Below are 25,187 nucleotides of genomic sequence, written 5' to 3'. Positions count from 1 at the left end.
TTATAAATCATAATGTAGTATTGTAATACTATGTTAACAATAAAATCACACCATGTAAAGAGGGATAATCTGGTATATGCTTACTATAAGCGGAATCATTGATAGTGACTGGCACTATGAAGAAAAACAAATGGAGTCATCTTTATCTCCTTAAAAATCTCTCTCTGATACAGGGCACTTAATGGGAAAAATGCGCAGTCATCCACAGTTTCAATAGTAAATGCTGGATTACATATAAATTCAGCATAATAGTGTACTGTATTTCCACCAGAGTCTCCCACATCAATTTCATCCTTTTTAGGAACTAGGACGTACCCCGTCATATCTTTTATTATCATTGCAAGCTCCAGCTGTTGTACATTATATTCTGCTGGCATGCTGTTTCGATAATAATAAATTTGTTTTCCTCGGGAATGATAATCAAGATAACCAATGGACCGAATTTCTTGAAAAAGAGATATTAGAAGCTTAGTTTCTGGCTCACTGGCAGCAATATCCAACGCATCTTTTTTTCTCCATAATGAGCATGGAAAATTTCGATTAATGTCGATTCCCCTTCCATTATATTTCCATAAATAATACGGAATTCCTTTTGCCTCTATAATAGAACGGAGTTTCCTATTTTCAATGATGTCAAAGCCCTGAAGGGCAATGCTGTATCCATCCGGATTAAGCACAGGCACTACTACAAAACGGATTTTTTCCAGTTCTTTTTTCTTTTCCTCACAATAGTATTCCATCATGCTAAGCAGTACCATTGGATTCAAGGACTCTCTCCCATGCACACCTCCTGTTAGAAAAACAGAATCTTCACCAAGTCCTACCAGTAAAAGAATAATCGGTCTGCCATCTAGACTTCTACCCACAATATCAATTTTTATATAATCCGAATAATGAACGGACAGATATTGGGCGTATGCCATGATATCATTATAAAAAAAGATTTGCTCCCAATTTACATTATCCATAAAAAAAGCACCATACCCTTCTATTTCTAAATTGTATGATGCTTTTCATATAAAATATTACCGAATCTGACCATTTCCAAAAATAATATATTTTGTTGTAGTTAACGCCAGCAGTCCCATTGGACCTCTTGCATGAAGCTTCTGGGTGCTGATTCCGATTTCGGCTCCAAAACCAAATTCAAATCCATCTGTAAACCTGGTAGATGCATTTACATAAACAGCTGCCGCATCAATTTCATTGAGAAACTTCAGTGAATTGTCATAATCCTTTGTTACAATAGTTTCAGAATGTTTTGTATTATATCTGTTAATATGTGCAATGGCTTCTTGTATTGAATCAACTACCTTTAAAGATAAAATAGCATCTAAGTACTCAGTTCCCCAGTCTTCTTCAGAAGCACTTACAAAGTCGCTGCAAATGGATTTTCCCACTTCATCCGAACGAATTTCTACATTTTTTGCAAAAAGCCTTTTCGCAAGTAAAGGAATGAAGTCTTCAGCAATTTTTGAATGTATCACAAGAGATTCACAGGCATTGCAAACACCCATACGCTGTGTTTTTGCATTATCAATAATATTCAGTGCCATCTGGAAGTCTGCACTTTCATCTACAAAAACATGACAATTTCCTGTTCCAGTTTCAATTACTGGTATGGTGCTGTTCTGTACAACTGTCTGAATCAATCCCGCTCCACCTCTTGGAATAAGAACATCAACATATTGATTTAACCGCATGAATTCCCGTGCTGTTTCACGACTTGTATCTTCTAAAAGCTGAACCGCATCCTCTGGAACAGAAACTGCTGCTAATGCTTCTCGTATATATTTTACAATCATTTTATTGGAATAAATTGCGTCACTTCCTCCACGCAAAATTACGGCATTTCCTGTTTTAAAGCACAACCCAAATGCATCCACCGTTACATTTGGCCGGGATTCATATATAATGCCAATAACCCCAAGTGGAACTCTTTTTTGTCCAATCTGTAATCCATTTGGTCTGGTTTCCATAGAAACCACTTCTCCAACAGGATCCTTTAATCCAGCAATCTGAATCAGGCCATCAGCCATATCTGTTATTCTTTCCTTGGTCAGTCGTAAACGGTCAATTAATGAAGCCTTTACATTGTTTTCTTCTGCCGCCTTAATATCAATCTCATTTTCTTTTAAAATCTCTGCTGCATTTTCCTTTAAAATCTCTGCAATTTTCATTAGTGCTTTGTTTTTATCGGACTGCCCCATTTTATTTAATGCAGTGGCAGCAGTACGAGCCTTTTCACCAATTTCTATTAAATAATTCATTTAATCATCCTCCTATATCATTTTAGTTGGTGTTATAATTTGATCAACTTTTTCATCGTAAGCATCCGCTTCTACTTTTTCAAAAATCTGAAAGTCAAATGCTACTGCAACTTTTACAAGTTCTTTGAAAACGTGGGTCTGCAAAAAGCGATCATAAAATCCTCCCCCATAGCCAACCCGGTTATAGCTTGTGTCAAATGCAAGGCCTGGTAAAACCATAAATACTTCGGTTTCTTTTGAAATAATGGTATCTGCTGGCTCGAAAATACCTTGATATCCTGTTTTCAAATCTTCCATTGCTCTTAAATGACAAAATTCCATATTGCCGTTGATTATTTTAGGAACATATACACGCTTCCCTAGTTTCAGACAAGTGTATAAAAAATCCTTTGTCTCCACTTCCTGATTATAAGAAACATAGCAATAAACCGCTTCAAGTTCTGAAAAGCCTTTATGACTCATCAGTTTTTCTATAATCCTTTTGCTGCCCTGCTGTATTTCTTCCTGAGAAACCTGCTTCTTCTCTTTTCTGACCAGCCTTCTTGCTTCTTCTTTCGTCATAAATCTATTCCTCACGACTTCTGATTTTTCTTACTCACATCTGCAAGATCTGTTACTGTTCCGTCAGGATTCATAACCGAAACATTGTTCAAGGTTCCTCTCATATTCTGTCTGATTGCCTGAATATAAGCATTTCTAAGCTGTGCCTGTTCTATTTTCTCCTCTGGTGTCAAACCTTCGTTCTGTGATTTATGATACAATTCATTGATTCTATGAATATCCTGCTCGTTCATAATTACTCCTCATTCCTTATTTTTTATACTGCTTCGTCTGTAAATAGTCCATTAACTTAAAATTATCATCCTTATGTGCCTTAAATAGAGTACCAATTTTTTGCCCTTCCATAATAGAACTAATTATATTAATATCTTCTCCATTTGCAATTACCATATCTGCACCAGAATCGGTTGCTATTTTTGCTGCTGCAATTTTGGTTGCCATGCCGCCAGTTCCTACTGAGGTAACAGCACCCTTTCCCATTTCTTCCAGTTCCTCTGTTATTGTTTCCACATAATCGATATAAACAGCGTCTGGATTATTATGGGGATCATCTGAATAAAGTCCGTCAATATCCGACATCAATATCAGCATATCCGCATTAATTAAAGCTGCAACAATTGCTGACAGAGTATCATTATCACCAAAGTCACCAAATTCTAATTCATCTGTAGATACTGTATCATTTTCATTCACAATAGGAATTACTCCCATATTTAACAATTCACGAAATGTATTTTGTGCATTATCCCTGCTAACATCGTTGATCATTGTATATTTTGTCATCAAAATCTGTGCTGGAACCTGGTTATATTCTGCAAATAATTTTTGATACACCATCATTAGCTTTGCCTGCCCAACTGCTGCACATGCCTGCTTTAAAGCTGTCTGTCGTGGCTTTTCCTTTAATCCCATGGCTGTCCTTCCTACTGCAATTGCACCTGAAGATACTAACACCACTTCTTTCCCCTGATTTCGCAAATCAATCAAAACACGAACCAGCTTTTCCATTTTTAGCAGATTTAAATTCCCCGTACTTGCATGAGTAATAGTAGATGAACCAATTTTCACTACTACTCTCTTCTTATCCTTTAAGTAAGCTCTATCCATATTATTTCCTCCATTGACCCCTTTATTTAAATACAATACTGATTTGCAATTGCTTCATATACCTTTATTCCATCAATAGCAGCTGATGTAATCCCCCCGGCATAGCCTGCTCCTTCTCCGCACGGATAAATTCCTGTTATATTACTCTCTAAATGGTCATTCCGCACAATGCGGATAGGAGATGACGTACGGGTCTCAACTCCGCTAAGCACCACATCTTCATCATAATACCCTTTTATTTTTTTGTCAAATGCCTCGATGCCTTCCAGAATAGCCTGTGAAATATATTCTGGCAGACAATCACGCAGATTCCCAAAGGAATATTCTCCTTTTATATTAGGTGTAATACCACCAATTTTATCACTTTTTCTATTCTCACGAAAATCCTTTAGCAGCTGTACTGGCACTTTCCCACCACATAGCTCGTATGCTAGCTTTTCCCACTTTCTCTGAAATTCTACACCCGCCAGAACGGAATTAGGTGTTTTTATATCAGTAAAATCCTCTGGTGTAACTGTAACAATCAATGCACTGTTGGCATTTGTTTCATCCCTTTGGTAATTACTCATTCCATTTACTACTAAGGCCTGTTCCTCTGAAGAAGAATTTACAACAAATCCGCCTGGACACATACAAAAAGAATACACTCCTCTTCCATTAGCTGCCTGATGGGTCAGCTTATAATCTGCTGGTGGAAGAATTTTATAGCTTTCTCCATACTGCGCCCTGCTGATCATGTCTTGTGGATGTTCTGCCCGCAGGCCAATAGCAAATGCTTTTGGGGTAATTTCCAGCTTGTTGTGAAGCAGTGTCTGAAATGTGTCTCTTGCACTATGCCCAAGAGCAAGAACAAGAACTTCACATGGGATTTTCTCCTTCTCATTTACTACAACACCTGCCACTTTGCCATTTTCAATTATAATATCTGTCATCTTACTGTTAAAACAAACTTTTCCACCCAGGCTATGAATCTGATTTCTCATATTCTTAACCACCTGTCTAAGCTGGTCTGTTCCAATATGGGGTTTATTCCAATAAGCAATTTCCTCAGGTGCTCCATATTCAACAAACGTCTGTAAAACCTTACGAATCTTACCTGATGGATCTTTTATTGCTGTATTTAACTTTCCGTCAGAAAAAGTACCTGCACCACCTTCACCATACTGTACGTTACAATTTGAGTCAAGCTTTCCTGTCTTCCAGTAATCTTCCACAGCCTTTACTCTTTTGTCTACGTCATAGCCTCTCTCCAGGACAATAGGCTGAAATCCCGCCTGGGCAAGCTGTAACCCACAAAACAAGCCAGCAGGACCTGAGCCAACTATAATAGGTGGATGAGCAAGTTTTTTTGCTCCACAAGGAGTAAAGGAGTATGGCTCTACAGCATAAGGAACTACATTAGGGTTTTTTAATTTTTTCAATACAGCCTCTTCTTGTGATACTTCAACAGAAACGGCATAAATATATTTAATGTCATCCTTTTTTCTGGCATCAATTGATTTTTTCAAAATTTGGATTTTCTTTAATGCCTCATCTGGTACCCTTAACATCTTAACAATTTCTCGTTTCAGCAGATTCATTTCCTTTGACTGATCGCAAAAACCATTCTCACCTGCTTTTGTCCATGGAAGCTTTTTCACATCTATTTTTAATTGTGTAATCTTAAGCATCTGTTACCTCTTTCTAATCAGTACCTGCATGATTTCCCGCAATAAAGCCGGTGGACCATGCCCATTGTAAATTGTAGCCGCCGCAAATTCCATCTACATCCAGCAGTTCGCCGATCATATATAAATTCTTCTTTAATTTTGATTCCATCGTCCGTTCATTGATTTCTCTGGTATCTACACCGCCTGCTGTCACCTGTGCCGTTTCAAAGCCATTGGAATCTATAATATGAAGGGACAGCCCTTTCATGTAAGCAGACAGCTTTCTCCATTTATCTGTTGGAACCGATTTTACCACAGCATTGGCTTTTATTCCTGCTTCCTTCATAAGTACTAAATAAATTTTCTTATTCATTATCCCGGTCAGCATGTCCTCAGCAAAATCATCTGGATGAGCTTTTATATTTTGTTGCAGCTTTCTCCATATATCTTCTTCTTTTCTGTCTGGGAAAAAATCAATCTGGGCAGTGACCTTCTTTTTTTCAAGCAGTCCTTTCCCAGCATAACGGCTTACCTGAAAAACTGGGATTCCAGAAATTCCATAACCCGTTAATTGAAGCTCTCCTATATCCTTACTGACTAATTTGTCCTCAATAAACAAGCTGACAGCTGCTTCTGTCCGGACACCTGCCATTTTTCCACAAAAGCCTTCTTTTACCTTTAGTCCTGTCAGCGCTGGAACGGTTGGAATAATATGGTGTCCTAAGCTTTCTGCCAGTAAATATCCGCTTCCATCAGAGCCATGCTGGGGTGAAGCTTTGCCTCCCGCAGCCAGAATTATTTTCTTACCTGTAATCTCTCTCCTTCTCAAAAAAACGCGGAATCCCTGATTGTATTCCTTTATCTTAGTCACTCTTTCCTCACAATACACCTTTATTCCTAAACGTGCAGTCTCCAGTCGTAAAACATCTAATATAGAAGAAGCCTGTAAGGAATTAGGATATAAATATCCATTCCTTTCTTTTACCAGAATCCCTAAATTTTCAAACCATGATACCGTTTCGTCTACCCCAAACCTTTCCAGTACTTTTATTGGAAAGGAACTATTGTCACTTCGGTAGCACCGGCTATCTTGATAAGTATTGGAAAAATTGCACTTTCCATTTCCAGTTGCTAAAATTTTTTTGCCAATCCGATCCTTTTGTTCTATCAGTATTACTTTTTTTCCTTTTCTTCCAGCGGCAATGGCAGCCATCAAACCCGATGCCCCACCGCCTATTATTATAATCTCTGCATCCATGAACTTCTTCCATTCTGTTTCTATCACTTGTTTTGAAACTATTTTACTAATAACTGTCTTATATTGCAAGTGGTATTAAAATAAACTTCTTGCATACTTCATAAAAATATGTACAATTTAAAGTAGAAGAAACGGAAAGGAACTGATGAAATGAGAACACCTGAACTGAAACAGCTGGACTTAAATAAGAAGGGCGCTATTACCTGCATTCCAGAAGAAAATTATATGAATACCATGTTACATGTGGTAGAACCCGAATTAGAAAAATGTAAAAAAAGCGGCTATTTTGTTGCAGATGATAGTGCAAAGCTTTATTATGAATCGTACTCTGTTCCTAATCCAGCTGGTACCATTGTAATTTCCCATGGTTTTATAGAGTCTGTTTTGAAATATAAAGAAATGATTTATTATTTTACAAGTGCCGGCTACCAGGTATACGGCCTGGATCATAGAGGACATGGTCGTTCTGAACGGCTAGTTAAGGATATTTCCCTTGTTCATATCACATCCTTTGATCAGTTTGTGGCAGATTTTAAATGCTTTCTTGATTCTGTTGTAAAAAAGGACATGGCTGACAAAAAACTTATTCTATATGCTCATTCTATGGGAGGTGCAATTGGTGCTCTTTTCTTGGAGAAGCATCCCGATTATTTCCAAAAAGCAATTCTTTCCTCTCCTATGATGGAAATCAATTCAGGAAAATTTCCCAAATGGATTGCCCGCTTTTTAGCTGATTTCCATACCTGGACAGGAAAGGGTGCTTCTTATGTATATACACATAAACCATTTAACGGCGAATACGAATATCATAATGCTCCTGTAACCTCGGAAGTCAGATACCAGTATTATTTTGACAAAATACTTGCAAATGATTTTTTAAAAACAAATGGAAGTTCTTTTAACTGGTTAAGTGAAGCATACAAGGCTACAGAAGAACTGAAGAAAAATGCTGATAAAATTCAAATTCCTGTTTTACTTTTTAAGGCAGCAGCCGACAGCTTCGTACATCCTGAAGGATACTATCAATTTGCGAAACGGGCTAAAAATGTTACTATTATTAATACCCAAGATACCAAACATGAATTATACAAATCCACCAGTGACTTTTTATGTGCCTACCTTAATGCAATTTTTGAATTTATAGAAGCGGATGCTTAGCATGCAAAGAGAACAGCATCTAGTTCAATCTCAACCAATTGAGCTGGCCGGTTTAGGGCACTAATTCCAATTACTGTGCAAAGTGGACGGATATCATGTAATAATTCGGAATATGCCTTTATGATTTCCCCTGTAAAACTCATATTCGTTGTATATATTTTTACTTTTATAATATTTTCCAACGAAGCACCTGCCTGCTCAATTAACTTTATCTGCTTTTCTAAAACATATTTCGTTTGGGCATAAGGATCATTTTCTCCGTATACACTTCCATCTCCTTGCACGGAGGTAGTTCCACCTACAAAAATAAATGGTCCCGTTTTTACCATACGGCTATAACCTGCTTTTTCTTCTAATGGTGCTCCTGAAGAATAATTTGTTCGTGCTAATTCCATTTCTATTTCCTCCTATATTTTAGCTTTAAATCGTCCATATTTTAATCCACTGATATCAATAGACGGTTGTTCTCCCATAGCTAATTCTGACAATACAGTACCAACTGCGGGACAGATTCCAAATCCATGTCCAGTAAAGCCACAGGCTACAATTAACCCTGGCACTTCCTCTACTTTATCAATAACAGGCACTTTGTCAGCACATTCATCAATCCATCCCGACCAGGTACGAACAATTTTAGCCTCTGCAAGTTCTGGAAAATATTTCATAATCCCACGACAGATACAAGATGCTGTAAACGATGTGGTAACTGGACGATCATAATCTGATGTGTAAGCATCCATTCCTGATGAACCTCCAAAAACAAAAGAACCATGGGTAGACTGATGTCCATAAAAATCAGCTTCGGCAGTTCCTAACATCTGCTCAAACATTTTAGGCTGTGCTTCTGTAACGAGAGCCTCTAAAAGTACACGTTGCATAGGAATGTCAATACCAATTGTATTTGCGATTTTCCGGCTTTCAAAACCTGCTGCCAAAATAACCGTCTCCGCCTCATATTCAGAATGATCTGTGATGACTTTTCTGATTCTTCCTTTCACCTTTTTTAATTCCAGCACTTTTTCTCCTGTAATAAAACGAGCTCCAGCTTTTCGAGCATTTTTATAATAAGCAAGTGTTGTCAGCATGGGATTAGCATGCCCATCCGTGGGACACCAGCTTGCACCAATTACTTCATCAGACAAATGCGGATTAATTTTACGTACCTCTTCTCCATCAATCATTTGAACCTTTAAGCCAACTGCCTGTGCTCTGCTTGTTAATCCTTCTAGTATCTTTATATGTGCAGGTGTTTTAGCCAGCCTGAGATTTCCCTTTTTATAATATTCCACATCCATTCCCAGTTCTTCTGAAAGTATCGGCCATAAGTGTTCCACCGCATACATTGCTAATGGCAGTTCTCGTGGATCACGTCCTGACTGCCTGACTCCACCACCATTTCGGGAGGAACCGCCTTCACCAATCTGGTTTTTTTCCAACACAATTACTTCTATCCCTTTTTTAGCCAGATAATATGCTGTAGCACACCCGATTACACCACCGCCAATAATCAGAACTTCTGCTGAACTATTCATGCTTACTCACCTCCTTTTCTGATTCATTGGCCAAAATTTTCATTTCAACTGGCCTGACAGGAGCTCTAGAGGTTCCTCCCTCTAGCTGGTCTGCTGGAACTCCCAATTCTTTTGCAACAATTCCTTTAACTAGTTTTGAACAAGTCTGTCCCTGGCATAAGCCCATTCCCGTTCGCAAATATCGTCTAATTTCTGTCATTGTATACATTCCGTCATGTACCGCTCTTCGGATTTCTCCCTTTGTGACTTCTTCACACCGGCAGATAATTAAATCGTCATCGGGCTGTGGAATGAATTCTCCAATAGAAATGGATCTGTCTATTATTTTCGCCATACTTTTTCCTCCCTTGTGAATTTAAACTATAGCTTTATAAAAACGCGCTTTCATTGCCATATCTTTTGATACTTTAATCGTTACTAAATTGGTGTGATCCATTACTTTTGCACTTCGTACCTCTACTACTTCTGCATCACAGACTTCTGTTCCACTTCTGTCAAATGCTTTTCCCTGATCACCCTTTTTAGGAAGAGGAAGAAATTCATAAGGAAGTGTTACCGTTGCATAATTTTCGTCATATTCTTCGTTTACTAAAAAGATAGCCTGACCTGAACAAAATGCCACACACATTCCACAGCCACTACATATTTCTGTTTCATCTACAACAGGTAACGATGTAATCGAATTGCCTATTTTGATACAATGTCTTTGGCAGGCATCCTGACAGGGATTACACGGAATATTCTGTGTACATTCAATAACTGGATGTACCCCCTTTATCCCTGTTCTAACACCTGGATATCTATAAATTTCCGTTTCATCTACATACCCTTTTGTTAATAGAGACTGGGATATCAAAACTCCTTCTTCCGTGCTTGTTAAATCTGTGCGTCCACGGTTTTCTGGTGCAAACATCCCCTGACGCAGACAGTCTATGGCTTTGTGATAGGAATTAACTTTTTCCTGAAATAATGTCTCTGACAAATAGCCCGCGTCTTTTGCCGCTGCTATTCCAGAAATTCTCCCTTCTATCATAGCAGAACTTGCTTCTTCAATTCCCGAAACATCACCAGATGCATATATTCCTTTTATGGAAGTTTGCCCATAAGAATCTGTTTTTGGAACAACACCACCCCGCTTATTATCCTCAATCATCATACAGCCAGCAGCCTTTAAAAGCTGTGACATAGGAGATAAACCAACAGCCATGCAAATTGTATCCACTTCAAACTGTTTTTCTGTACCTGAAATGGTATGCCAGGACTCATCTACTTCTGCTATTGTAACTTTATTAACACATTCTTCGCCCTCTGCTTTTACAATGGTATGGGAAAGATAAAACGGTACGCCACATCGTGCAACCTTGGCTGCATGTACTCCGTATCCGCCAACTCGTTTTGCAGCATCTACCAGTGCCACTACTTCACAGCCTGCCTGTAACAGCTGATAGCTTACTACAAGTCCCACATTCCCTGAACCTAACATAAGTATTTTATTGCCTGGTTTTACTCCATGTAGATTGATAAGGGTTTGTGCCGCTCCTGCACCAATCACACCTGGCAATGTCCAACCTTCAAATGGTACCATATTTTCAGATGCTCCTGTAGCAACAATGAGGTAATCTGCTTTATAATGTACTATTCTGTCCTCTGCCATTACTGTAATTTCCTTATTCTCAAAAATCCCAATTACCGTTGCATTTAGAATAACATTTACACCTGCTTTGTTAGCTTCTTCCAAAAGTTCCTGCCCAATCTTATAGCCTCTCACCTTTGCTCTATGTTCTTTTGAACCAAAAAACTTATGGATTTGCTTAAACAATTGTCCGCCAGGTTTTGCATTTTCATCAAAAACTACAACTTCCATCCCTGTTTTTGCAGCTTCAATTGCTGCACTCAATCCAGCTGGTCCTGCTCCTATTACAATTAATTCTATTCTTTTCATGCATTTCACCTCTTTTATTTTGGAGATACTCCATACTGCGTTTGTACTTTCATCCCTTCTGTTAATGGGGTTACACAGGTTCTTATATTGGGTTTTCCATCTACAACCATGACACAATCCGTACATCGGCCAATTGCACAAAAAATACCTCTTGGCTTATCCTGTTTCATCGTATGTCTGTGAACCAAAACTCCAGCCGCCCGCAGCGCTGCTGCAATTGGTTCTCCCTCATATCCTTCCATTGGCTTTCCATCAAAATAAAATAGAACTTTTTTCCCCTTTTCTGGTACTCCTAAAATTGGATGTTCTTCAATGCGCATTATTATCACTCCACTTCTTTATTAAATCCCACTATTTGCAGTAAACCCAAAGCCTTCACCAATTACCAAATCACTTCCCATTAGTGGTATTCCTGTCATTGCACAGGCTTCCAGTGTGACTGAGCGTAAATCTTCTCTCTCTAAATTTTTTAATTTGGTTTTTCCTGCTGCTTTTGCCAATAAAACAGCTTCCTCCGTTATGGCCTTTATATAATTTGCCACCTTATCTGCTGCTTCTTCTATATTTAATTTTTTCCTTAAATCAGGATCTTGTGTTCCAATACCAAAGGAACATTTTCCAGACTGGCAATTCATACAAACACGACAGCCCATTGCCACCATTGCCCCAGTACCAATTGCTACAGCATCTGCTCCGATTGCCAATGCCTTCGCCAAATCAGCCCCGTCCTTAATACCTCCTGAAATAATCAGACTCATTTCCTCTTTTACTCCCATTTCTTCCATAGCTTTTACGGCCTGTACTAATGCAGGCATGGACGGGATTCCCAAATGGTCTGCTGCCATAACTGGGGCGGCTCCTGTACCTCCCTGACATCCGTCCAGAATAATCCCATCAAACCCCAGCTTAACTGCTATTTTAACATCTTCCTTTACCCTTGCTGCTGCTATTTTACAGAAAATAGGAGTTTCCCAATTGGTCAGTTCCCGTAACTGCTGCATTTTTACAACCATGTCGTCTGCTCCAAAAGAGTCTCCAGCTCTCGGGTGAGAATGTAAATCAATGCCGATTGGAATTTGTCTGATTTGTGCGATTTCTGGACTGATTTTTTCTCCCATCAGATGTCCAGATAGTCCTGGTTTTGCACCGATTCCATAAAGAACTTCCAACATATCTGCCACTTCTAGGTTTCTTCTGGAAAACCCCATTCTACTTGCCAATATCTGCACAGACTGTCTGTAAGAATTTTCTAGTTCTTCTGGAAGAATTCCACCTTCTCCGTTACTAATCACAGTCCCGACCTTCTGTGTTGCTTTTGCCAAAGCAATTTTTGCCTCTTTACTTAACGCCCCATAAGACATACCAGCTATCATTACAGGCGTTTCAATGATAAGTGGTCTTGTGGCATATCTTCCACCTAAAACGGTTCTCGTTTCACACTTTTCGCGGTAAGTATCAATTGGCATCCTTGTCATTTGTCCAGGCAATATCATTAAATCATCAAATGTAGGTAGTTTTCTTGGTGAAGCACAGCCTCGAATTCTATACTTCCCATTTCTTGCCTTATAGTCAATTTCTGAAAGTGTTTCTTTACTCCAATTTGAATCCATTTCCATCATGCCAGTCACCCCTTCCTATTCAGATATTTTTTTGCTAGTTCTGGTTTTAATTCTGGTTGAAATAGTACATACTTATGTCTTCCACTTAATGCTGGACGTATAACATGGAATTGTGAAGCACAGGCCTCCAGTCCATATGTTTCAAATAATGCCGTTAACTGACTAGCTTCTTCATCTGTAATTTCATCATAGAAAACATTTCTTCCCATTTTCTCAGCTGCATTCTTATCTCTGGTAAAAATTTTTCCTGCATACATGGATTCACCAATTTCCGAACCCATCTCGCCCAACACAATTAAATTTCCACCCATTGCCATCTGTGCGGCCCATCTTCCAGCTGAACCTGCTACTACAATATTACCGCCTTTCATACCATATCCAACACGGCTTCCCGTATTTCCATAAATCACAATATCTCCGCCACAAATGTATGCACCTACATTGCAGCCTGTATTCTTTTCTATAATAAGCTGACCTGCCATCATGTCATCGCCTGCATACCAGCCAACATTTCCTTTCACAACAATCCTTGGTCCTTCCATATAACTTCCTGTATATAGTCCGGTACTATCTTCAATAATCACTTCACATTCCCCCGATAATCCGGCACAAATATTATGCATGGAGTTGACATGCTGCAAAGTAATCGTCTTATGCTGCTTCAACTTTTCTTTTATAAGAGGGTTCACTTTTTCACTCTTAACATTTTCTAAATCTAAATATTCCATACGCACACCTCCCCTGGTTCCATTTCTTTTGCAAAAACATCCTCTGCAATTGCTGTAAACTCAATTTGTTCTGAGCCCAAAAGAATAAAGTCATCATTTTCTACTACTAAGAGAGGCTTAATTCCCAGGTTATCTTTTACAAATCCCATTTGATTTTCTGTTGCTGCTATTATGCAGAAGATACCATCCATCTGCTCCTTTGCATATTGCAGAGCACTCTCTAAATCTCCTCCATTTTCTCTCATTGCATATGCAATTAAGTGACTTGCCGCTTCTGAATCATTCATTGTTTTAAATTTAGCACCCTTTGACTCAAGAAAACGCCGCATTTTAAAATAATTAGTAAACTGTCCATTATGAACTATCGCCAGCCCTGAATAGAAAGGAGAAACAAATGGATGTGCTGCATTAATATCTTCTGCACTTTCTGTTGCCATCCTTACATGTCCTATTCCATGTTTACAAAATGTATCTTCAATGCTATGCTTCCTGACTAAGTTTTCAATGCGTCCTCCCTCTTTATAAACCTTTATGTTATTTCCAATAGAATGAACAGCCAATCCATCAGCCAGATTAATAGCAGCATGAAGGTCTTCTACCTTCTCTGGCGCTAATTCTAAACTGAATTCCGCCATAGGAATACTATTTCCTGGTAAAATCAGTTTTTCTTCTGCTATTTTTCCATACCCCATAATGATTTCTCTTAATTTATCTATGCAGCTCCCCTGTTTCATTGATACCCTGAGCATTACAGAATCTTCTTTTGAAAACACTGCAATTCCACTGGCATCTGGTCCCCTATGCTGAATCAGGTTTAACATTTCCAGAAGTTTACCCGATATATTTGATTTATTTTTACTTATAATACCTGCTATTCCGCACATATGCACTCCTCCTTGTATCACCGACCGAATCATTTTTGACTATACCTAATTATGATAAGAATAAGTATTCCATTCCCAGTCAGTTACATATTTCTTATATTCTGTTATTTCACTTCTCTTCAAATTAGAGAATACTTCAATCAATTCTGCTCCTATACATTCTTGCAGCCATTGATCTTCTTCCAAAAAGTCAATAGCTTTATATAAAGCATTGGGAAGTACTTGATCTTGTTTGCTTTCATCATGATACAAATCAGTTGTTACAACCTCTGGTGGTTCAATTTGATTTTTAATACCATCCAAGCCAGCTGCAAGAATCGAGCCTAGTGCCAGATAAGTGTTGGCAGCCGCACTGCCAGCACGAACCTCCAGACGGGTACCCTTTCCTCTTTCATCTGGAATCCGAATATACGTGGTTCTGTTATCATATCCCCAGCCAATGTAAATTGGTGCAAAGGAATCTGGCTGATATCTTTTATAGCAATTCACAGTTGGTGCTAAAAATGGTGAAATTCCCTTCGCATGTTTGATTAACCCACCAATAAAATATCTCATTACATCTGAAATTCCATTCTCCTTTTCTTTATCAAAGCAGACATTTTCACCACTCTTCAAATCATTAAGAGAAATATGAAAATGACATCCACTTCCTCCTGCTGCATTCCTTGGTTTTGCCATAAAGGTAACCATTAAGTCATCCATTTCAGCAATATCCTTACTTAATGCCTTAAATAAAGCACCCTCATCCGCAGCTCTTAATATTTTAGAATGCTTCCAGTTATACTCAAATTGCCCTGGATAATATTCATGATTCATATACAAGACATTGAATCCTATTTTCTCAAAGCTTTGGGTTAATTTATAAAGAAACCGTTTCGGATCAATTCTTTTATTGGCGGTATAACAAGAACATGGATGATTGGAATATGGCTCTACACTCCCATCTGGTAATTTGTTATATACATAAAACTCCAGCTCACTTGCTGCAATGGGATCAAACCCTAATTTGTGATATTCTTCAATCATTCTCTTTAAAAATTCCCTAGGAGCAACTCGCAATGGTTTGTCTTTATAATATAAGTCTCCTAGAACCAGTGCCGTATGTTCACAATGAGGCAATATAGTAAAAGTAGATGCATCCCCCATTACTTTCATATCATCGCTGGTTTCAGAAAAATATTTAGAAGGTATAATTTCATTATTGAATGCCATTAATAGACTTGGTGCTGCAAAAGCAATTCCTTCTTCAAAAATATCATCAACCATACTTGCCGGCATCAGTTTGCCACGATTAATGCCTAAAATGTCTGTGTACTCTAAACGAATCATGTCAATGGAATGATCCCTCATTTTTTTCTTTATTTCATCCAAAGTTAACTTTTCTAAACCTGTAAACCTGTCCTTTTCCATAGTAATTTCCTCCTTCGCTATATAACAGCTTCTTCTATCTGCCTATCGCTTCTTGCATTGTTTAACTTTAGGGCATTTTTGTTAACTTGTTCAAGCTCCACTGGTTTAAAGGGTTCTGCTCTCATTACAACTTTGACCCATATAAATGCATAGCCAATTAAAATTACAAATAAAACTCCGAATATCTGGTATATTTTTAGGCGGCTTTCCATATCGCTGCTAATATTCCAAATCATGTATACATTTCCAAGTATGCCAAGAATTTGTGGTATTCCCAACAATGTCAGTTTTTTATTCCGCTTTACAGCAGGATATCTCTTTCGTAATACCAAAACAGTAATGTGGGTTAAAATGTAAGAAGTCAGCCAGAAACAAGAAGCAGCCAATATTAAATTAGTCAATCCGCTTGAATTTACGAAACCAGTAACTATCATTAGAAAGTCTGCGGCCGCCATTAAACCAAGTCCAACAACTGGAACTTCTTTTTTATTTACTTTTCTAAAAATCCCTGGCATAACCGCTTCCTCTGCCATACCCATTAAAATTCTTGCTGTGTTTGCCAAAACTGTATTCAGAGTACTAATACCAGCTAAAATTGTTACAAAACCCATCCATACTTTTCCAGCTTTTCCAAGTAGGGCTTCTGCAAATACCATGTGAGGCATTGGATTAGAAGCCAAATCTTGTAGTTTAACATAATTTGCCATTCCGCATCCTAGCATTGCTTGTATCACAAATAAAAGTACCAGTCCAAGAATCATAGAAAGCAATACGTCTCTTTTGGGATTTTTCAATTCCTTTGCTATTGGAATAACGAATTCAACACCGATGAATAGCCAGAATGCTACTGCTGCCAACCCCAGGACATTTATTCCTGTAACACTAGGTGCAGTCTGTTCTGCTGCTGATATCACGGTTCCTGTTCCTAGCTTAAAAAAACTAATGATTCCCAGAAGGAATAAGGAACTGATAAGCAGAACCACTACAATATTCTGAATCTTCGAAAACATATCTACACCAAAGTAATTAACAATTGTTAATATAGCAAGAATCAGCACAGATAGTACCGCAACTGGTATATCTGGTAAAAAATCATGTAAAACCATTCCACACATGGCAGCCTCCACTGACGATGCAAATATCATGGTTATTACATAGGCAGATACATTAGAAACAATCGAAGCTACTGGACCCAGTCCAACTAATGTGTATTGACCTACTCCGCCGTCCACTTTCGGCATCAGGGAATGTAATTCTGCAAATGACATGGCAATGAATGCATTTAATATGACAACAATTAATAATGGTATTATAAATGCTTTTCCTGATAAACCTATTCCTTGTCCCAGTGACAACAGACAACTCGTTGCAACAATCAAACCTACACAAACTGCTATTGCACTTCCCAAACCTAACTTTCCTTTTTCATTCATAAGCATTCTCCTTTCAGGCATCTGACAATGTACAAAAAAAGACGCCACACTGGTAATCATCACCAATATAACGTCTTTGTTTTTTTGTATGTTTTAAGTTGCGTTAATCATATCAGCTTATCAATAAAATGTCAATATTATTTTTTATTTTATTTATTGGCACTTTATTGGCTTTTGTGTGTTAGCCTGATAACTCATCTGTTTTGTCTAAAATCCAGTCAAACTGCTTTTTCGTCCAGTCTCCACTTTTTGATATAAGAGGAATCTCTTTCCACAGCATGTTTAAATAATTGAAATATCCACCTACAAAGGTTAACTCTGTACTATGAATTCTAGCATCATAGAATTGAGAATTCCACGCAATTACTACGCTGTCATCTTGTACAATAATGGACGCACCTTTTAAATTTAAATTCATTTTTCTAAAAGAAGCTAAAACCATAATGTATTGTTCACTATAAATGGTTTGGGAAATTTCTTCTAACTGTCTTCTAAACTGTTCCTGACTGATTCTTATTTCCTTTCCAATGATACGACTCAAATCATATTCAATTATATATTCTTTTCTTAACGCTTCTTGAATAGAATCCAAATCATAAATTTGACGATAAAAAAACTTTTTCCTAAATTCTTTTCTTTTTCTATTCACTTTCTGGCATAAATCTTTCAAATCTTTTTCAACATGGTTCTCTTCTAAAATTTCACCTAACAGCTCCTGTGACATATTCCGAAATGATGGCAGCTGATTCATCATATAAGTGCATTTTCCATACTGCATGTTTTTATTCATAATCTCTACCATTTCCATAGGATTAGAAACCTCTGAGGTATAAATTAATTTCTTTGATTTTTCCTCATATTTCCGAATCAGTTGATAATAAAAATCTACACTATTGTTATCCTTTTGCAGATAAACAAGATGTTTTTTTTCTTGGTCTTGGATTGTTGTCCCAATCATTGCCACCTGATTTTCTACAGCATAAATACTTTGCTGAAATACTTCTTCTTGCTCTGCCTCAATATATCTAACCTCAACCTTTTGTGATAAATATAATGACATCCATCTTAACAAAGTGATGTATGGCTTGTACTCATGGTTTATCTTGTCAATAATAACCAAGGAATGTCCTTTCTCCAACATATGTAAATACTTATTTACAATATACTCCTCATATTCCTTAGAAATATCATTCCAGTTGATATCCCCAAAGTCACCGATATATATTTTTTCACCCTTTTCCAGCTGTTCCAAACATTTTAGAAACTCATCCAGCGCAGTTCTCCACCCCTCAAGTCCATAGAACAACTTAACCGTATCCTTTTCCAATTCTTCCTCTTTCACTTCATCTGTCAGCCAAATTCCTAACGTTTTCGTTACCTCTTCCAAATCGTCTTTATCAAACTTGTATAAATTGTCACTTAACCTCTCTAAAAGCTTATTATATTGAGTTTCAAATCTTTCCGATATCATATATTTCGCAATTCTTTCAGGATATTCCGAATGATAATTTAGCTTTCGCTGTCCTTTTCTCCATTTGCTGATGGTTGTCGTATCTGTACCAATTTCCGCAGCTAGTTCTTTACCAGTTATATTTAATAATTCCATTGCCATTGATAAATGTGTTACTTTGGTTCTATCCATGCCTATTTCCCCCTTTCAATTTCATGTCTATTTCTCACAATCATGGTGCTATCTTAACATAATAGACAGTTTATTGGCAAGAAAAAACTACTATAAAGCATTTACTGCCATTATAGTAGTTTCTTCTTGTATCAAGATTTGCTTGAAACTGCTGATACCGAAATATCTTTCAGTTTTACCAGAGCTGCTTTTTGATTTACTGCAAACATACTGTTAGGGTAGTTAAAAAAGTCAATAAAGTAATCCAACATTTCATGACCGTATAAGCTTCCATCCTCATTAACCGCCTTAACATACGGTGTATAAAAACCATCCCTTTCACTAAAATTTGCCCATACCAAAAAATAAGAAGCGTCTGAGGCTGCTGCTACTGACATCATGTTCTGATACCAGTCCAGCTGTTCGTTGCCACTTCGATGCAGTGCCGTCTGGTTATCTCCAGCATCTGGAGAACTGGTTGCAGCTCCCGTTTCCGTTATAGCAAATAATTTATTATGCTGTCTGGCAAATTCCTGTACAATAGTAACCTCCTTTTCAAAATCACGAAACCAAGTATCATCATTAGAAGGATTTATATTGTACATGTCAAAGCCCACCATATCCACATACTCATCTCCTGGATATCTTTCTGCATACTCTTCTGTACTTGCAGCTTCACAGCTTGGTCCATATACATAAATGAAGTTATGTACCTCCTTTATATCGCGAAAATACTCTACGGTATAGCGAAATACATTTTGATACACCTCAGTGCTGCAAAAATCCGCTCCCCACCAGAACCAGCTTCCCGTATTCTCGTGAAAAGGTCGGAATAGGATGGTACCCTTTACCTGTTTCGCATAATCAGCAATCATATCCAAATAAGCCGTAAATTCATCATGATACTTTCCACCAGGCAATATTTGATTCATTACATCCCCTGTTACCGTATTGGGAGTATAACCAGAAAAATCATATCTGGAATAAGAATGTTCTCCATCATAATTTCCGCTTTCCTTTACAAGAGAAAAATTAGGCATGTGAGCAGATAAGGTAATAATAGCACCAGCCTCTATGTTATAATTTGTCAGTGCCGCTGCTGCCTGTACATTTCCAGCTGCTGTTTGAGGTAACGGTTCTGCATCTAAAGCTGCCGCTAGTTCCCGATTATACCTTGATGCGCTATATTCATTTCCTACTAAGGATAAAGCATCCATCCCTATTACGCCAGCATAAGAACCGGTTATATCGTAAGTATCCGAATATGACAGCATAGAAGCCCCCGCCTTATGGTGGGTGTTTCCCTGCTGACCGAAAATTACTGCTGGTGAGTTCCCTACAGCCTGTAAGTACGAATAAATCTGCCTTGCCTCATCTGTAGCTGCTTTATCAGTCATTTCCACCTTTGTAGAAAGGGGTATTATCACATCTTCGCCTGTTTCGTCAAATGTAATCAACTGACCTGCCACAATATCTGCCTGAACAGTACTGCCTGTAACAGACAAAGTAGAACTTACATAAATATCATTTGCAGCCTTCCCTTTTTCCTGTAGCAAGGTAATATTATCCAACCATAAATCTCCTTTATAATCGGTCAAATTTCCCACAATACAAATATTTAAGTCTTTCACTGCTGCATTGGTAATTTCATCAAAGGTAACCTCTACTTTAGCTTTTTTAAGTGTTCCTGAAACAGTCTCAGTATGTTCCATATCAACTGCTGCATTTGCATCTATTTCAGCATGGTTAGAGTATACTTTTATTAAAAATCCTCCCCCTGACATACTTGCTGTATCAAAAAGAAAATCAAGCCGTAACGTATTGGCTCCTATTAGGTTCATTCCTTCTGAATCCCATTCACAGACCGCCAACTGGCTCCACGAGTTTTCTTTCTCACCACTGTAGTCCACTGAGACCTTCAGCATTTCTTGTTCTACGGATACACTAGCAGCCTCACCTCCGCTATATTGGTATTCCCAGTCACTACCTCCGTAATACCAGTTCCCACAGCACTTAGAAAAATCCCATAATTGCTGTATCTTTTCATTCTCAGTTACATTGGTTAACTCTGTGACATCTGCGACCTGTGTATCTTGGTTCTCCTTCATAGGTTCTGATTTAAGAAATCCCATCCATACAATTGAAATAATAATAATTCCCGTTAATAATAGGACAACTATCCCTGCCTTTTTTCGTAAATGCTTTTTCATTTGTTTCACCCTGTCTCCTTCTCTCATACCCCAATTGCCATTAATCATTTACTTAAAATTAGCTAAAACAATTACTCTCCTCCAATCATCAGAAAACTATATAATCACTACACTTTGTTAATACTATGCTAACATATCTTTATCATTTTTAAAACTGTCTTAATTAGCAAAATTTTTAACATAAAATTGTTTATTTTGTACACTCAAATTTATTCATTTCCTTAACTATTAGTTAAATTATATTACAAAATAACTTAACTCGTATAATTCTCAAGCATTCCATATAATTCCTCATCATCCTTAACTTCAATTCCATAATTCAACTTTAACTGCTCTGATTCAGGCAGAGAAGATACACAAATATCGGTATATTCAAATATAGTCTTTTTATCGCAATAGTAAACTACAATTGTGTCTGCATAAACCTGCAAAAAATATTTAAAGTCAATGTTTGCACTATTATATGTCTTTTTCACAATCACCTTTTCATCAGAAAAAGAAATCAGCTCATAGGAGATCAGCCCTTTCTGGTATTCATCTAAAGATACATTTGACATGTAATCGTTTAGATAAGAAATAACCTCTTCCCTCTTTAATCCAATAAAATATGCTGGGATGTTCTCCTCTGTCTCACTATAGGAAGAAGTAATTAAATCAAAGCTTTGAACAACAAAGCGGGCGTCCGCCCCAATTACTTCATTTTTATCTGAATTTACCTCTAAGCTGTCTTCTTCTGGTTGTTCTGATGATATCACATTTGAATCTGCTAAGAGCTGTTCCCTATCCATATTTTGCATGAATTCCTCATTCCGTTCATTTGCATTTTCATTAAATTTTATTAATGCATATCTGTAACTTAAGAAGTAACAGATCGAAAAAGCTGCACATAAAACAAGAAAACTTAAGATACATATATAAACCTTTTTCATAAAAGAACCTCCTGTACTAGACGAAATCAGTTTAAGTATTTCCAAAGTTTTCTTATTTTATACACAATATATTCTATAACAATTTCATTTTTTCTGCAATTCTCGCAATCGTACGGCCCAATGGCATATCAAGAAGCTCTTCCTTATCAAAACATTTAAACAATAAAATGCAGATAAAGTAGGATACTATGGACAGTGTGATGGAAACCAGCACACCAAGCAGATTACTGCCTGTAATATGTTCAAAAAACAAATAGCTTCCAAATGCAATGATTCCCATTATGCTGGAAGACAGGAGGGGCACAAGAAACGTTTTCTTAATCTCCTGTTTATATTTTAATTCCTTGGAAACGGAAATTCCATTTAAAATGCAGACAACTAGTGGAAATGTAATATTTCCAACGATTAGTGCATATACTCTTACATTGGTAAACTGAAGTAATGCAAACACAAGGAAAACATGAATTACCAGTGAAACAGCTGAATGTATGACTGGCAGCCTCATCTTATTAATCCCTTGCAGTATAGCACTTGTAGTAGTAGATAATGCATAAAAAATAACTGCTGTTGATCCTGTGACAAGTAAATTTCCTGCAAGCTGACTATAATTCTGAAGACTTGGAAATAATAATTGCATAATCGGATGTGCCAGTACTGCCAAACCAGCTGCTGATGGGAAGGCAACTATCATGTTGAATTTTATGCTGGAACGCACTTTATCTTTTACATCTTTATAATCCCGTAATTCCATTGCAGATACCACGCTTGGAACCAGGGAGGACGCAACAGCGGAAGATATAGCAATTGGCAGCGATATCAGCACCCTGTACTGGGAACCATACACTCCCCGCAAGTCTGTAGTCAATAATTTGGAAATTCCTTTTGCACTCATGACATTTCCAAAGATAACATCATCCAGTGTTCCACTGATTTGATAAACAGTTTGGCTAAGTACAACGGGAATAATTGTAAATATCATAATTTTATATATCTCCAGCGTACTTTCCGAATGGCTTGTCTTGTCTCTTTTTCTCTGTCTTTTTAAAGTTGGACGATATAAAATATAGACTAAAAGAACAAAAACTAATGCTGTCAAAGCTCCCATTAATGTTCCCAGCGTACCTCCAGCAGCACCATAGGCTGATATTTCTTCTGATGCACTGTGGCTTTTCATAAAAGCGTACGACGCATATACGCTGACAAATGCGTTGACTACCTGCTCTAGTATTTGAGAAAAGGCTGTTGGTATCATAGTTTTTTTCCCTTGAAACAGCCCTCTGAACACCCCTAATACCGCAACAACAAATACAGTAGGCGCCAGCACCCTTAATGGCCGGGCAACACCAGGAGTTTTATAAACAGCCTCCAGATAATCTGCACTAAAATATAAGATTGAGCATGCCAGTCCGCCAACTACTACAGAAAACAGTAATGCCGAACGAAAAATCTTGTGTGCATTCCGGTATTCTTTCTTTACACTCCGGGTAGCTACCATCTTAGATACAGCTAAGGGCAGACTGTATGAAGACAAAATAAGTACAATATTATAAATATTGAAGGCTACTGTATAAATTCCATTCCCCTCTGATCCCAGAATATTCGTCATTGGTATCCGATACATTATTCCAATAAACCTTACAAGAATAGAAGCAACGGCCAAGATTGTACCTTGCACTAAATAATTGTTTGCTTTTTTTGATGAACCCATAATAAACTCCTATCTTTCGTTTTGTAAGCCTTATTCCTGCGAAAGGTGACCATTATTGTGAAAAAGAAATTTTATTACTTCGATCACGGGGAAATACTGATATAAATGTTTTACCCACATTTAACTTCAATTCATTTCCATCCTTATCATAGTAGACTCTTTCTTTTTTATCTTCATTTTTAGTCCATGTTATCTCTGTCACTTTTCCATTTGTGAGATAGTAACCGCTTCCAGATGCTTGTTCAATATCCATTGTCTGATAACCGTTTTTATCAATATCCCATTCCTTTACTAATTGTATAATAATATTTTTAAATGTCAATTGTTCTCCTGTACTTTTGTCAATATGAGGTCCACCAAATTGAAATCTCTTATAAACCTTTTCTTGCTCATCATAAGTAAAATAAGGAGTAGTGTAATTAGAATACCCTAACGATACCTTTTTTGCATCTTTTCCATCAATCTGTATATCACTTTCATTAAAGGTGAATGGATTAGTGTTCTCAGAACGCTCTGTCCGGTATTTTTTTTCTTTTGTTCCCTTTAGAATTCCTTCATAACTTGCAAAGGCATTGTGAGGCGCCTGAATAGAATTATCTCTGTAAAACACAGTAGTTCCCACTCCCTCTAGTCCACTCAGATTATCCGTTCCCAGTTCTTCCATTTTTGAGATGGCATACTTGGTCTGCCCATAATGAACAAAAATCGCATCATACTCATCTGCAAAGCTACAAAAATAATGCCTTGCACTCCGCACAGATCCAATTCGTTTGGAATCAAAATCTTCAAAAATCCCCATAAGTCTGGTAATTCCTCCTTCCACTACTGCTTCATAAAGAATAGAAGCCTGAGAAATTCCACTTTGTGGATTAGCCGCTTTAATATTGTTTATCATAATTGCATATGGCCGTTTGGCAACCAACTCCTTATCCACCCACAGACCAGTTAAAGTACTTTGGGCTTTTCCCTCCATGTCTGGATCTAAAACAGGCTGTTCAATATCTGGCTGTTCCGGTTCCACTGTTGGAACTGGTGTTTGTATGGTCGCAGATGCTGCTGTTTCAAGCGGAATAATCGCATTTTTTTGTATATCATTTTTCTTACCACATCCCATAAGCAAAAATAGAAAACAAATGCCAACTGTAATAAGCACTCTTTTACTTTTCAT

The 25,187-nt window shown here is 37.6% G+C and carries 23 protein-coding genes; 1 reads left to right on the top strand and 22 read right to left on the bottom strand.

Annotation, left to right across the window (positions count from 1 at the left end; all coding sequences use genetic code 11):
• Nucleotides 1-95: 95 nt before the first annotated feature.
• The 7 genes from BM305_RS14430 to BM305_RS14400 are packed head-to-tail and all read right to left on the bottom strand — an operon-like array spanning nt 96 to nt 6,914.
• On the bottom strand, nt 96-968 hold the full coding sequence (locus BM305_RS14430; RefSeq protein WP_092562180.1) for a M14 family zinc carboxypeptidase: 873 nt from the start codon (nt 966-968) through the stop codon (nt 96-98).
• A gap of 57 nt (nt 969-1,025) precedes the next feature.
• A complete protein-coding gene (locus BM305_RS14425) occupies nt 1,026-2,270 on the bottom strand; it encodes a glutamate-5-semialdehyde dehydrogenase (protein ID WP_092562177.1) in 1,245 nt (414 codons plus the stop codon).
• Nucleotides 2,271-2,282: 12 nt separating this feature from the next.
• Nucleotides 2,283-2,831 carry a 5-formyltetrahydrofolate cyclo-ligase gene (locus BM305_RS14420; protein WP_092562174.1) on the bottom strand — a complete coding sequence of 183 codons (549 nt, stop codon included), beginning with the start codon at nt 2,829-2,831 and terminating at the stop codon, nt 2,283-2,285.
• Between the two features lie 11 nt (nt 2,832-2,842).
• Nucleotides 2,843-3,064: a DUF896 domain-containing protein gene (locus tag BM305_RS14415; protein ID WP_092562171.1), complete on the bottom strand. Its 222-nt coding sequence runs from the start codon at nt 3,062-3,064 to the stop codon at nt 2,843-2,845.
• 16 nt (nt 3,065-3,080) lie between these two features.
• Entirely contained in the window at nt 3,081-3,938 is an 858-nt protein-coding gene (gene proB / locus BM305_RS14410; RefSeq protein WP_092562168.1) for a glutamate 5-kinase, read from the bottom strand.
• A gap of 26 nt (nt 3,939-3,964) precedes the next feature.
• Complete coding sequence (locus BM305_RS14405; protein ID WP_092562165.1) at nt 3,965-5,608, bottom strand: NAD(P)/FAD-dependent oxidoreductase; 1,644 nt, start codon at nt 5,606-5,608, stop codon at nt 3,965-3,967.
• A 13-nt stretch (nt 5,609-5,621) separates the two neighbouring features.
• Nucleotides 5,622-6,914, bottom strand: coding sequence for a BaiN/RdsA family NAD(P)/FAD-dependent oxidoreductase (locus tag BM305_RS14400; RefSeq protein WP_242940554.1), 1,293 nt, complete (start codon nt 6,912-6,914; stop codon nt 5,622-5,624).
• Between the two features lie 81 nt (nt 6,915-6,995).
• Between BM305_RS14400 and BM305_RS14395 the strand changes: the two genes are divergently transcribed.
• Entirely contained in the window at nt 6,996-8,003 is a 1,008-nt protein-coding gene (locus BM305_RS14395) for an alpha/beta hydrolase (protein ID WP_092562160.1), read from the top strand.
• On the opposite strand, the gene BM305_RS14390 is transcribed toward BM305_RS14395, so the two are convergent.
• The 15 genes from BM305_RS14390 to BM305_RS14320 form a co-directional block, all read right to left on the bottom strand.
• Complete coding sequence (locus BM305_RS14390; RefSeq protein WP_092562157.1) at nt 8,000-8,398, bottom strand: Rid family hydrolase; 399 nt, start codon at nt 8,396-8,398, stop codon at nt 8,000-8,002. The genes BM305_RS14395 and BM305_RS14390 overlap by 4 nt on opposite strands.
• Before the next feature lie 12 nt (nt 8,399-8,410).
• Nucleotides 8,411-9,535, bottom strand: coding sequence for an NAD(P)/FAD-dependent oxidoreductase (locus tag BM305_RS14385; protein WP_092562154.1), 1,125 nt, complete (start codon nt 9,533-9,535; stop codon nt 8,411-8,413).
• On the bottom strand, nt 9,528-9,869 hold the full coding sequence (locus BM305_RS14380; RefSeq protein ID WP_092562151.1) for a (2Fe-2S)-binding protein: 342 nt from the start codon (nt 9,867-9,869) through the stop codon (nt 9,528-9,530). Before BM305_RS14380 ends, BM305_RS14385 begins: the two co-directional genes overlap by 8 nt.
• Nucleotides 9,870-9,890: 21 nt before the next feature.
• Nucleotides 9,891-11,477 carry an FAD-dependent oxidoreductase gene (locus BM305_RS14375; protein WP_092562148.1) on the bottom strand — a complete coding sequence of 529 codons (1,587 nt, stop codon included), beginning with the start codon at nt 11,475-11,477 and terminating at the stop codon, nt 9,891-9,893.
• A gap of 14 nt (nt 11,478-11,491) precedes the next feature.
• Entirely contained in the window at nt 11,492-11,797 is a 306-nt protein-coding gene (locus BM305_RS14370) for a (2Fe-2S)-binding protein (RefSeq protein ID WP_092562145.1), read from the bottom strand.
• A gap of 21 nt (nt 11,798-11,818) precedes the next feature.
• Nucleotides 11,819-13,087 carry an FMN-binding glutamate synthase family protein gene (locus tag BM305_RS14365; protein WP_242940553.1) on the bottom strand — a complete coding sequence of 423 codons (1,269 nt, stop codon included), beginning with the start codon at nt 13,085-13,087 and terminating at the stop codon, nt 11,819-11,821.
• A 14-nt stretch (nt 13,088-13,101) separates the two neighbouring features.
• Entirely contained in the window at nt 13,102-13,824 is a 723-nt protein-coding gene (locus BM305_RS14360) for a GltB/FmdC/FwdC-like GXGXG domain-containing protein (RefSeq protein WP_092562139.1), read from the bottom strand.
• The gene (locus BM305_RS14355) at nt 13,812-14,708 is read right to left on the bottom strand and encodes a class II glutamine amidotransferase domain-containing protein (protein ID WP_092562136.1); all 897 of its coding nucleotides are present in this window, start codon (nt 14,706-14,708) and stop codon (nt 13,812-13,814) included. The genes BM305_RS14360 and BM305_RS14355 overlap by 13 nt, the downstream gene beginning before the upstream one ends.
• A gap of 45 nt (nt 14,709-14,753) precedes the next feature.
• Complete coding sequence (locus tag BM305_RS14350; RefSeq protein WP_092562133.1) at nt 14,754-16,118, bottom strand: glutamine synthetase family protein; 1,365 nt, start codon at nt 16,116-16,118, stop codon at nt 14,754-14,756.
• Between the two features lie 17 nt (nt 16,119-16,135).
• Nucleotides 16,136-17,551, bottom strand: coding sequence for an APC family permease (locus BM305_RS14345; protein WP_092562130.1), 1,416 nt, complete (start codon nt 17,549-17,551; stop codon nt 16,136-16,138).
• A 181-nt stretch (nt 17,552-17,732) separates the two neighbouring features.
• Nucleotides 17,733-19,193: a hypothetical protein gene (locus tag BM305_RS14340; protein WP_092562127.1), complete on the bottom strand. Its 1,461-nt coding sequence runs from the start codon at nt 19,191-19,193 to the stop codon at nt 17,733-17,735.
• A 131-nt stretch (nt 19,194-19,324) separates the two neighbouring features.
• Nucleotides 19,325-21,430, bottom strand: a complete 2,106-nt coding sequence (locus BM305_RS14335; protein ID WP_092562124.1) for a glycosyl hydrolase — start codon at nt 21,428-21,430, stop codon at nt 19,325-19,327.
• 206 nt (nt 21,431-21,636) lie between these two features.
• Nucleotides 21,637-22,311: a hypothetical protein gene (locus BM305_RS14330; protein WP_092562121.1), complete on the bottom strand. Its 675-nt coding sequence runs from the start codon at nt 22,309-22,311 to the stop codon at nt 21,637-21,639.
• Nucleotides 22,312-22,384: 73 nt separating this feature from the next.
• Nucleotides 22,385-24,019, bottom strand: coding sequence for a putative polysaccharide biosynthesis protein (locus tag BM305_RS14325; RefSeq protein ID WP_092562118.1), 1,635 nt, complete (start codon nt 24,017-24,019; stop codon nt 22,385-22,387).
• Nucleotides 24,020-24,071: 52 nt separating this feature from the next.
• Complete coding sequence (locus tag BM305_RS14320; RefSeq protein WP_092562115.1) at nt 24,072-25,187, bottom strand: DUF3048 domain-containing protein; 1,116 nt, start codon at nt 25,185-25,187, stop codon at nt 24,072-24,074.

Source organism: Anaeromicropila populeti, from assembly GCF_900112775.1.
Classification (GTDB): domain Bacteria; phylum Bacillota; class Clostridia; order Lachnospirales; family Lachnospiraceae; genus Anaeromicropila_A; species Anaeromicropila_A populeti.
The sequence above is the reverse complement of the archived record's forward strand: the minus strand, read 5'-3'. Positions and strand labels throughout refer to the sequence as shown.

What these genes read in the sequence shown, in the direction of transcription:
- BM305_RS14365 (WP_242940553.1), bottom strand. Translation starts at nt 13,087, where the DNA reads ATGGATTCAAATTGGAGTAAAGAAACACTTTCAGAAATTGACTATAAG.
- BM305_RS14325 (WP_092562118.1), bottom strand. Translation starts at nt 24,019, where the DNA reads ATGGGTTCATCAAAAAAAGCAAACAATTATTTAGTGCAAGGTACAATC.
- BM305_RS14375 (WP_092562148.1), bottom strand. Translation starts at nt 11,477, where the DNA reads ATGAAAAGAATAGAATTAATTGTAATAGGAGCAGGACCAGCTGGATTG.
- BM305_RS14345 (WP_092562130.1), bottom strand. Translation starts at nt 17,551, where the DNA reads ATGAATGAAAAAGGAAAGTTAGGTTTGGGAAGTGCAATAGCAGTTTGT.
- BM305_RS14390 (WP_092562157.1), bottom strand. Translation starts at nt 8,398, where the DNA reads ATGGAATTAGCACGAACAAATTATTCTTCAGGAGCACCATTAGAAGAA.
- BM305_RS14430 (WP_092562180.1), bottom strand. Translation starts at nt 968, where the DNA reads ATGGATAATGTAAATTGGGAGCAAATCTTTTTTTATAATGATATCATG.
- BM305_RS14415 (WP_092562171.1), bottom strand. Translation starts at nt 3,064, where the DNA reads ATGAACGAGCAGGATATTCATAGAATCAATGAATTGTATCATAAATCA.
- proB (WP_092562168.1), bottom strand. Translation starts at nt 3,938, where the DNA reads ATGGATAGAGCTTACTTAAAGGATAAGAAGAGAGTAGTAGTGAAAATT.
- BM305_RS14370 (WP_092562145.1), bottom strand. Translation starts at nt 11,797, where the DNA reads ATGCGCATTGAAGAACATCCAATTTTAGGAGTACCAGAAAAGGGGAAA.
- BM305_RS14425 (WP_092562177.1), bottom strand. Translation starts at nt 2,270, where the DNA reads ATGAATTATTTAATAGAAATTGGTGAAAAGGCTCGTACTGCTGCCACT.
- BM305_RS14420 (WP_092562174.1), bottom strand. Translation starts at nt 2,831, where the DNA reads ATGACGAAAGAAGAAGCAAGAAGGCTGGTCAGAAAAGAGAAGAAGCAG.
- BM305_RS14340 (WP_092562127.1), bottom strand. Translation starts at nt 19,193, where the DNA reads ATGGATAGAACCAAAGTAACACATTTATCAATGGCAATGGAATTATTA.
- BM305_RS14355 (WP_092562136.1), bottom strand. Translation starts at nt 14,708, where the DNA reads ATGTGCGGAATAGCAGGTATTATAAGTAAAAATAAATCAAATATATCG.
- BM305_RS14405 (WP_092562165.1), bottom strand. Translation starts at nt 5,608, where the DNA reads ATGCTTAAGATTACACAATTAAAAATAGATGTGAAAAAGCTTCCATGG.
- BM305_RS14335 (WP_092562124.1), bottom strand. Translation starts at nt 21,430, where the DNA reads ATGATTAATGGCAATTGGGGTATGAGAGAAGGAGACAGGGTGAAACAA.
- BM305_RS14385 (WP_092562154.1), bottom strand. Translation starts at nt 9,535, where the DNA reads ATGAATAGTTCAGCAGAAGTTCTGATTATTGGCGGTGGTGTAATCGGG.
- BM305_RS14380 (WP_092562151.1), bottom strand. Translation starts at nt 9,869, where the DNA reads ATGGCGAAAATAATAGACAGATCCATTTCTATTGGAGAATTCATTCCA.
- BM305_RS14360 (WP_092562139.1), bottom strand. Translation starts at nt 13,824, where the DNA reads ATGGAATATTTAGATTTAGAAAATGTTAAGAGTGAAAAAGTGAACCCT.
- BM305_RS14395 (WP_092562160.1), top strand. Translation starts at nt 6,996, where the DNA reads ATGAGAACACCTGAACTGAAACAGCTGGACTTAAATAAGAAGGGCGCT.
- BM305_RS14350 (WP_092562133.1), bottom strand. Translation starts at nt 16,118, where the DNA reads ATGGAAAAGGACAGGTTTACAGGTTTAGAAAAGTTAACTTTGGATGAA.
- BM305_RS14320 (WP_092562115.1), bottom strand. Translation starts at nt 25,187, where the DNA reads ATGAAAAGTAAAAGAGTGCTTATTACAGTTGGCATTTGTTTTCTATTT.
- BM305_RS14330 (WP_092562121.1), bottom strand. Translation starts at nt 22,311, where the DNA reads ATGAAAAAGGTTTATATATGTATCTTAAGTTTTCTTGTTTTATGTGCA.